The organism is Tepidimonas aquatica (assembly GCF_007556585.1).
GTDB lineage: Bacteria > Pseudomonadota > Gammaproteobacteria > Burkholderiales > Burkholderiaceae_C > Tepidimonas > Tepidimonas aquatica.
In genome coordinates this window covers 60,074-68,343 of the sequence record NZ_VJNA01000016.1, presented here as the reverse complement: position 1 = coordinate 68,343, position 8,270 = coordinate 60,074, and the positions used below count along the sequence as shown (strand labels likewise).

Here is an 8,270-nt window from a genome sequence, read left to right as displayed (position 1 = left end):
GGGTTGGGCTTGCCGCTCGGGTGGCTGGGGCTGCTGGTGGTGGCGGCGTTCGTGCTGGCCATCAGCGGCGTGCGCGTGGGTGGTGGCGCGTCCGTGGGCCACGGAGGCTGGCGGGGCGGCGGAGGTGGCCTGGGTGGAGGCGGGTTCTCGTCCGGCGGTGGTGGCAACTTCGGGGGCGGCGGCGCCTCCGGGCGGTGGTGAGCTCCATGGCAACCCTGCTGAGCACCCTGCGGCGCTGGGCGCGTCACCTGTGGCTGGATGAGCGCGCCAGCCGCCGCTGGCTGGACGATGCCGCAGCCGAGCGCCTGCGCCAACGCATCGCCGCCGGCGAAGCGCAGCATCTGGGCGAGGTGCGCATCTGTGTCGAGGCCAGTCTGCCGCTGGCGTGGCTGTGGCCGCCGCCAGCTGACGAGGCCGACCTGGCGGCACGCATTCGCCGTCGCGCGGTGCAGTGGTTTGCCCGGCTTCACGTGTGGGACACCGAAGCCAACGCCGGCGTGCTGATTTACGTGCTGCTGGCCGAGCGCGTCATCGAAATCGTGGCTGACCGCACGCTGGCACGCCAAGTGCCACCCGCGCAATGGGACGACGCTGTGCAAGCGCTGCAACAAGGCTTGCGTGCTGGGACCGTGGAGGCGGCTTTGACGTGCGCCGTCGACACCGTGCACGGTTGGCTGCTGGCGGTGGCGCCGGCCACGTCCGGGCAGCCTAACCCCAATGAACTGCCCGATGCGGTGGTGCGGGTATAGCACTGGCGGGACCCTATGGCGTCGCCCCTGATGTATTCCTAAGGTTTTGTTTTTTTCACCCTATTGGTCGTACATTTCCCCCAGTTCAATGGGCTTTGGTCGCTGTTTTGTGGGAGTTTGCCGTGCGCTACGCTTGCCCCGCCACACCGCTGTTGGGGGTGGGGGCTTGGCACGCGCCTTTCTCGGGTCCATCATGTACGCCATGGTCACGCGGGTATCCTGCGGACACGGCGGGCGCAAGCTGCTGGCCGACCCCGCGACATGGGTGGGGTTTTGGGTGCTGCAGAGCGCGGTGGTGGCACGCATCGTTGCAGCGCTGTGGCCAGATACGCTGGCCCTGATGGTGGGGGCTGCGCTGTTGTGGTTGGCAGCGGTGCTACCGTGGGGCGTGCGTTTGTTGTCTTGGTACGGTCGGCCTCGGCCCGATGGTCGTCCGGGTTGGGTGTGGGGACGGTATCGCGGGCCAACCTGATGGAGGTCATCAGTCGATGTGGATTGTTCAAGCGCAACGGTCGGCGCAGCACCAGGCCAACCACGAGCAACCTTTCGAGTGGTTGCAGGCGTGCCACGACCGTGTCGAGCGTACCTTGGATTTGCTGTTGCGGCTGCTGGAGCATGTCGACGCCCAAGGCGCTGACGAGCAGGCGGTACAAGCTGCCGCGCAGGTGATGCGTTACTTTGATTTGGCGGCCCCTTTGCATCACCAGGACGAAGAGTTGCACGTCTTTCCCCAACTGAAAGACAGTGGTGATCCTGTCGCGCAGGCGTGGGTGCAACGGCTGCAAGCCGACCACGAAGCGATGACGGCCGACTGGGTCTGGTTGCGACAGGCGCTGCTGCGCCTGCAACAGGCCGCTGGGGATCCCCACTGGCGTTGGTCGGACGACGAACGCCGCGTGATGCACGCATTTGCGCAGCGCTACGAGGACCACATCGCGTTGGAGGAGGGGCGGGTGTTTCCCCGCGCCGAAGGGTGCATGTCGGCGGATGAGCGCGCCGCGATGTCCGCCGACATGCTGCGCCGCCGTGCTGTGGGCGGTGCAGGGCGGTAAACCGCCACTGGGGCGACATCGACCCTCTACGTGCGCTCGAAGGGCGGAAACAGCACGTTGTTTTCCAGATGGATGTGTTGCATCAGGTCGTCCACAAACTGGGACAGGCTGGTGTACAGCGCGCGCCACGTGGCGCAGGCTTCGTCCGGCGGGGTCATGTCGCGGGTCAGGGCGCGCAGACGTTGCAGCTGCTCACCATGGGCATCGTGTTCCATGCGCATCACCCTGATCGGCATGTGCGCCATCGCGGAGCCCCCTGCGCGCAACATTGGAAACAGCACATTCTCTTCTTTGCTCATATGTTCGAGCAGTTCCTCGTGCATCTGCCGCAACAGGTTGCCCAGGCCAACCGGGACGTCGGGATGATTCCGGTGAACAGCCTCGACCTTGTCGGTCAACCGAATCAGTTCGGGTAGCTGTTGCCGATGCACATCGTGGTAGCGGCGCAGAATGTGCTCGATCAATTCCGGGGTCGTGCTCGGGGGCGCTTGCATCGGTGTGCGCGGCAGTTGTTGCAGCTCGGCAAGCACCGCGTCGGGATCCACGTCGCGGGCGGCGCAGGCCTCGCGCAAGCTGCGCTGACCGCCGCAGCAAAAGTCGAGGCGGTGGCGTCGAAACACCTCGGTGGCGCCGGGCACCTGGGTGGCCCAGGCGGCGACGGTGACGTCCAACGGATCGCGTTCAAAGGTGGTGTGCATGGCAGCCTCCATAATATGCACAAATAATGCATATTATGTGGTCTTGCGGACCGCCTTGTCCATCGTCCGAAAGAAGGATGTGGCGACGGTGCGGCACAATGCCCGCTATGCGCTTGACACTTTGGACCGACTACAGCCTGCGGGTGCTGATGCACTGTGCCGCATGCGAGGCGACGGGTCGACGCGCCACCATCGCCGACATGGCGCGTATGTACGGGGTGTCCCGCCACCACTTGACCAAGGTCGTGGTGGCTTTGGTCCATGGCGGTTGGTTGCGCGGGCAACGCGGCCGCGGCGGCGGCCTGCGGCTGGCGCGACCGGCGGCTGACATTCGCGTTGGCGATGTCATCCGATGGGCCGAGCGCGACTTTGAGCTGGTGGCCTGCATGGGCCCTGGCGGGGAGGAGGCCTGCTTGCTGATGCCGGGCTGCCGTTTGCGGGTGGCGCTCAATGCGGCTTTGCGCGCGTACCTGGGCGTGCTGGATGGCTACACGTTGGCTGACCTGGTGCCGGTGGGGACGGTGCCCGCTGCAACGGTGCTGCCGCTTCAGCCCGTCCGCCCAGCGGCGAACCAGAACCCAGCGGGGTGATGGGCGACGGCCGCGCCCACGATGTGCGCGGCCACGACCAGCGCCACCACCCCCGCCAGGACGCGCGTGCGTGCAGGCACCGTAGTGCGCAGTGCAAGGTGGCCCAGCATGATGTACAGCACCAGCAAACACCATTTGAACCACAGCCAAACGGGCACGGTGGGCCACCAGCCGCGCGTCAGCATCAACCCCACACCGGCCATCAGCAACACCGAATCCGCCAACACCGCCGCCGCGCGCGTGGTCCGTGCCCAGACCCATGGCCTGCCCAGCAGGGCGGCCACCCAGCGCACGGTGAAGCAACTCAGGCTGGTGGTTACCGCTGCCAGGTGCCACCACCACCAACCAAGGCTGGTCATGGCTGAGGTGCCTTGCGATGGGGTTGTCCCCGGTCCAGGTAGGGCAGCTTGTCGGTCACCTGTGCCCACTGGTCCGCGTCAGGTAGGGCGGACTTGCTGCGCACGATGGTGGGCCACTGCTTGGCCAGTTCGGCATTGAGCCGGATGAACGCGAGCTGCCGTGCAGGCACGTCATCTTCGTGCACGATGGCCTCAACGGGGCATTCGGGGACGCACACGGCGCAATCGATGCAGTCGTCCGGGTCAATGACCAACATGTTCGGCCCTTCACGGAAGGCGTCCACAGGGCAGACGTCCACGCAGTCGGTGTATTTGCAGCGTATGCAAGCTTCCAGCACGACGTGGGTCATGGACGGCTCCTTGTAATATGCATAACGATTACATATTATGCTGCCCATCGCTGACGGGCGCGCCATGCACCCATGGGCAGCGTGGTCATCGCGCACCACAAAGCTCACCCCGTGCGAGCCGGCGGCCACGCTCACGGCTTGAGTTGGAGTTACCCTGCTTTCACGGACGGCTGAGGGCTTGGGAGCCGAGCCTGGGTTGGGGTGGATGCTGGAGGGTTCGGGGACGGGGCAGCAGCCTGCGCCTGGAAGTGGCGCTGCACCAGGTCCTGCGCACGGCAGGCTGGCAGCGCCTCATCATCCTGCGCACGCCGCGAGGGACGGCACCCACGCCAGTCGTAGTGGCCGCTGGGCGAGACCCGCAACACGCGGCACATGGTGCGCACGGGGAAGGTGGCCTGGTTGGCACGCATCAGTTCGTAGACGCTGTCAGCGTCTTGTCGACCTTGGCGGCAAACCAGGCCGTAGCCTTTGCCAGGATGGCACGCTCCATCTGCAGGCGGCGGTTCTCGCGTCGCAGTCGCGGAGGTGCAATCAACGATGGTGTTTATTGGACACCTGATCGTCGCCCTGGGCCGCGCTCCAGCGTCGGCCTGTTGGCCTACTACCGATGGCTGGTCGTTCCGCAGCGCTCAGCCCGCCGCGGGTGCTACCGAGGCACCCTCCACCCCGTGCCTGGCCAGCAGTTGGGCGACCAGCCCGCTGGCTTTGGCGTGTTCGACGAACGCCGCCAGCGTGGCGCGCGCCTCCGCGCCGTACGCGGCTGGACAGCCCATGGCTTGTTCGATGACCATGAAGCGCCCCGGCAGCACGCGCAAGCCGCCACGGCGCTGCGCCTCGGCCAACAGCGGCTGGCGGATGCCCGCGGCCACGTCGGCGCCGCTGGCCAGGAACTGCTCCACCACCGCGGGCGTCGAGGGGGCGCGCTCCAGCGTCGCGTGCTGCAGTGTGCGGCTGAGGTACAGGTCGTAGGCGCTGCCCTGCCCCACCACGACGCGCGTGCCGGGGCGATCGACATCGTCGTTGGTTTGCTGCAGCGCGTCGGCGCGCACCAGGTAGCTGCCTTCAATCAGCAGGTAGGGGGCGCTGAACGCCACGCCGTCACTGCGCTTGGGGTCGATGGCAAAAAAGCCCACGTCCGCCAGACCCTGGCGCACCGCGGCCACCGATTCGGCGGCCGTGCTGACCACATGCAGCGCCAACGGCACGCCAAGCTGCTGCGCCAGCGCGTGGGCCAGGTCCACCGAAACACCCGTGGGCTGACCCTCGGGGCCGCGCCGCGCCAGCATGGCGTTGCCCAGGTTGATGACGGCGCGCAGGGTGCCGGTGGGGGCGAGGGGCGTCTGGGCGGATACGTGGTCAGGGGCCGTGGTCATGGTGAAAGCAGGGTGCACTTGGCGCGTTGTGGGTTATCGAAGATCTTGACGCAGCGCAAACAAGTAAGTATCGCTCAAACCGCGCGGGCCTCCTTGGCCGCTCAACGGTCAAGTGCCATACTGTCGCCCCATGCAAGCCGCGTCGCAGCCCGCCGTCACGCCCACACCCGACGATGTTTTCGTGTGGGACACGACCCTGCTGACCGGCATCGACAGCGTCGACCAACAGCACCACCACTTGGTGGACCTGTTCAACGCCCTCAACCGTGCGATGTTTCACGGGCAGGCGCTCAGCCCGCAGCCCAGCAGGCTACGTTTGATCCGCCTCGGTATGCACCCTGTGCAGGCCTACCAGCAGGAAGAAGACCCACGGGATCGCCGCGTGGCCAACCTGCTGCGCATGGTGGGGCAGCTGTACCATGTGCTGGCGGTGCAAAACCAAGATCTGTTGGAGGCCAACGCGCGGCTGGAGCAGCGCGTGCGCCCGGGTGCCGCGCGACCCAGCCGATGGCGCGGCGTTGGTGCAAGCCGCCGACACCGCCTTGTACGAAGCCAAGCGGCAAGGGGGCAACCGGGCGGTTGTTTGCCAGCCCGCGCAAGCGCGCAACAGCGCACCGGTCTGAGCGACCTGCAGGCCGCAGGGGTGGTAGGCGCTTTTTACAATGGGCGCCTCCGTTGGGCATTGAACCGCTGAGCGGCCTTGGCCGCAGCGTGCCCCGCACCGTTGGAGATGCCGACCGTGAACGATCAAACCGACGCGCGCGCCCAGCTCAAGCGCGCCGCACTGGACTACCACGAGCGCCCGCAGCCGGGCAAGCTTGCCATCACCCCCACCAAGGCGCTGTCCAACCAGCGTGACCTGGCGCTGGCGTACTCGCCTGGCGTGGCCGCGCCGTGCGAGGAAATCGCCGCCGACGCCGCACAGGCGTTTCGCTACACCGCGCGCGGCAACCTGGTGGCCGTCATCACCAACGGCACAGCCGTGCTCGGGTTGGGCGATATTGGGCCGTTGGCGGCCAAGCCGGTGATGGAAGGCAAGGCGGTGCTGTTCAAGAAGTTCGCCGGCATCGACGTGTTCGACATCGAAATCAACGAAAAAGACCCCGACCGGCTGGTGGACATCATCGCCGCGCTGGAGCCCACCTTCGGCGGCATCAACCTCGAAGATATCAAGGCGCCGGACTGCTTTTACGTCGAGCGCAAGCTGCGCGAGCGTATGCGCATCCCGGTGTTCCACGACGACCAGCACGGCACCGCGATCGTGGTCGGCGCGGCCATCCTCAACGGCCTCAAGGTGGCGGGCAAGGACATCCGCTCGGTCAAGCTGGTCACCAGCGGCGCCGGGGCGGCGGCGCTGGCGTGCTTGAACCTGCTGGTCAAACTCGGCTTGCCGCGTGAACACATTTGGGTGACCGACCTGGCCGGCGTGGTGTACCAAGGCCGCACCGAGTTGATGGACGCCGACAAGGCACAGTTCGCCCAGGCTACCGACGCGCGCACGCTGGCCGAGGTCATCGAGGACGCAGATGTCTTTTTGGGCCTGTCGGCGGGCGGGGTGCTCAAGCCCGAGATGGTGGCCCGCATGGCGCCGCGGCCATTGATTTTGGCGCTGGCCAACCCCGCGCCCGAGATCCTGCCCGAGCAGGTGCGCGCGGTGCGCGATGACGCCGTCATCGCCACCGGGCGCAGCGACTACCCCAACCAGGTCAACAACGTCCTGTGTTTCCCGTACATCTTTCGCGGGGCGCTGGACTGCGGCGCCACCACCATCACCGACGAGATGGAGATCGCCGCCGTGCACGCGATCGCCGAGCTGGCCCAGGCCGAGCAAAGCGACGTCGTGGCGCAGGCCTACGCGGGGGAGAAGCTGGCCTTCGGGCCCGAGTACCTGATTCCCAAGCCGTTCGATCCTCGGCTGATGATGCGCATCGCGCCGGCGGTGGTCGAGGCGGCGGCACGCAGCGGTGTGGCCACGCGCCCGATCGCCGACATGGACGCGTACCGCGAGCGGCTGCAAAGCTTTGTGTTTGCGTCGGGCACGCTGATGAAGCCGGTGTACGCGATCGCCAAGCAGGCGCGCCACAAGAGCGTGGCCTACGCCGAGGGCGAGGAAGAGCGCGTCTTGCGCGCCGCGCAGGTGGTGGTGGACGAGGGACTGGCGCGCCCGGTGCTGATCGGCCGCCCAAGCGTGATCGCGCAGCGCATCGAGCGCTTTGGGCTGCGGCTGCGCGAGGGGGCGGACTACGACGTCGTCAACGTCGAGCACGACCACCGCTACAAAACCTTTTGGCAGGATTACCACCGCATCATGGAGCGCCGTGGCGTTACCGAACAGCTGGCCAAGATCGAGATGCGCCGGCGCCTGACGCTGATTGGCGCGATGCTGCTGCGCCACGGCGAGGTGCACGGCCTCATCTGCGGCACCTGGGGCACGCCGGCCATGCACCTCAACTACATCGACCAAGTCATCGGGCTGCGCCCCGGGGCCAGTTGTTACGCGGCCATGAACGCCATCTTGCTGCCCGGGCGGCAGGTGTTTTTGGTCGATACGCACATCAACCTCGACCCCAGTGCCGAGCAAATCGCCGCCATCACGCAGATGGCGGCGCGCAAGATCATGCGCTTTGGCGTCACGCCCAAAGCCGCGCTGCTGTCGCACTCCAACTTCGGTTCGTCGGATGCGCCCAGCGCGGTCAAGATGCGGCAGGCGCTGGCCATCTTGCGCGAGCAGGCGCCGTGGCTGGAGGTGGACGGCGAGATGCACGGCGACGTGGCGCTGGATGCGGCGATGCGCCAAGCCATCATGCCGCGCAGTACCTTGAGCGGCGAGGCCAACCTGCTGGTGTGTCCCAACATCGACGCGGCCAACATCAGCTACAACCTGCTCAAGACCGCCGCGGGTGGCGGCATTGCCATCGGGCCGATGCTGTTGGGCGTGGCCAAGCCGGTGCACATCCTGACCGCCAGCTCCACCGTGCGGCGCATCGTCAACATGACGGCACTGACCGTGGCCGAGGCCAACGTCGGCCCGCGTGCGGTGGGCGGCGGGGCCGCTTCGTCCGGTTGAGGTGGCTGGCGCGGTGAAGCACAAGCGCGCCA

At 67.1% G+C, this 8,270-nt stretch carries 11 protein-coding genes and 1 pseudogene; 7 read left to right on the top strand and 5 right to left on the bottom strand.

Annotation, left to right across the window (positions count from 1 at the left end):
• The 4 genes from Taqua_RS13225 to Taqua_RS07705 all read left to right on the top strand — a co-directional run.
• Nucleotides 1-201 (top strand): hypothetical protein (locus Taqua_RS13225; protein ID WP_221933926.1); only part of this gene is annotated, 201 nt, incomplete at its 5' end.
• A gap of 5 nt (nucleotides 202-206) precedes the next feature.
• A complete protein-coding gene (locus Taqua_RS07715; RefSeq protein WP_132963183.1) occupies nucleotides 207-749 on the top strand; it encodes a TPM domain-containing protein in 543 nt (180 codons plus the stop codon).
• Nucleotides 750-837: 88 nt separating this feature from the next.
• Nucleotides 838-1,221, top strand: coding sequence for an NnrS family protein (locus Taqua_RS07710; protein ID WP_132963240.1), 384 nt, complete (start codon nucleotides 838-840; stop codon nucleotides 1,219-1,221).
• 16 nt (nucleotides 1,222-1,237) lie between these two features.
• Nucleotides 1,238-1,801, top strand: coding sequence for a hemerythrin domain-containing protein (locus tag Taqua_RS07705; RefSeq protein ID WP_165902856.1), 564 nt, complete (start codon nucleotides 1,238-1,240; stop codon nucleotides 1,799-1,801).
• Nucleotides 1,802-1,827: 26 nt separating this feature from the next.
• Here Taqua_RS07705 and ytfE read toward each other — a convergent pair whose 3' ends face one another.
• Nucleotides 1,828-2,499: an iron-sulfur cluster repair protein YtfE gene (gene ytfE, locus Taqua_RS07700; RefSeq protein WP_144326128.1), complete on the bottom strand. Its 672-nt coding sequence runs from the start codon at nucleotides 2,497-2,499 to the stop codon at nucleotides 1,828-1,830.
• 107 nt (nucleotides 2,500-2,606) lie between these two features.
• On the opposite strand from ytfE, the gene Taqua_RS07695 reads away from it, so the two are divergent.
• Entirely contained in the window at nucleotides 2,607-3,089 is a 483-nt protein-coding gene (locus Taqua_RS07695; protein WP_132963186.1) for an Rrf2 family transcriptional regulator, read from the top strand.
• On the opposite strand, the gene Taqua_RS07690 is transcribed toward Taqua_RS07695, so the two are convergent.
• The 4 genes and pseudogenes from Taqua_RS07690 to Taqua_RS07680 form a co-directional block, all read right to left on the bottom strand.
• Nucleotides 3,047-3,448 (bottom strand): SirB2 family protein, encoded by a 402-nt coding sequence (locus Taqua_RS07690; protein WP_144326127.1) that lies wholly within the window; start codon nucleotides 3,446-3,448, stop codon nucleotides 3,047-3,049. The genes Taqua_RS07695 and Taqua_RS07690 overlap by 43 nt on opposite strands.
• Nucleotides 3,445-3,798 (bottom strand): ferredoxin FdxA, encoded by a 354-nt coding sequence (gene fdxA / locus Taqua_RS07685; protein WP_132963188.1) that lies wholly within the window; start codon nucleotides 3,796-3,798, stop codon nucleotides 3,445-3,447. Before fdxA ends, Taqua_RS07690 begins: the two co-directional genes overlap by 4 nt.
• Before the next feature lie 292 nt (nucleotides 3,799-4,090).
• Nucleotides 4,091-4,318 (bottom strand): annotated as a pseudogene (locus Taqua_RS13495) (IS3-like element ISAav4 family transposase); the annotation flags it as partial.
• Between the two features lie 109 nt (nucleotides 4,319-4,427).
• Nucleotides 4,428-5,171 (bottom strand): transporter substrate-binding domain-containing protein, encoded by a 744-nt coding sequence (locus Taqua_RS07680; protein ID WP_144326126.1) that lies wholly within the window; start codon nucleotides 5,169-5,171, stop codon nucleotides 4,428-4,430.
• A 181-nt stretch (nucleotides 5,172-5,352) separates the two neighbouring features.
• Here Taqua_RS07680 and Taqua_RS07675 point away from each other — a divergent pair, with 181 nt between their 5' ends.
• Nucleotides 5,353-5,865 carry a hypothetical protein gene (locus Taqua_RS07675; protein WP_221933925.1) on the top strand — a complete coding sequence of 171 codons (513 nt, stop codon included), beginning with the start codon at nucleotides 5,353-5,355 and terminating at the stop codon, nucleotides 5,863-5,865.
• Between the two features lie 36 nt (nucleotides 5,866-5,901).
• Nucleotides 5,902-8,238: an NADP-dependent malic enzyme gene (locus Taqua_RS07670; RefSeq protein WP_144326125.1), complete on the top strand. Its 2,337-nt coding sequence runs from the start codon at nucleotides 5,902-5,904 to the stop codon at nucleotides 8,236-8,238.
• Nucleotides 8,239-8,270: the final 32 nt, after the last annotated feature.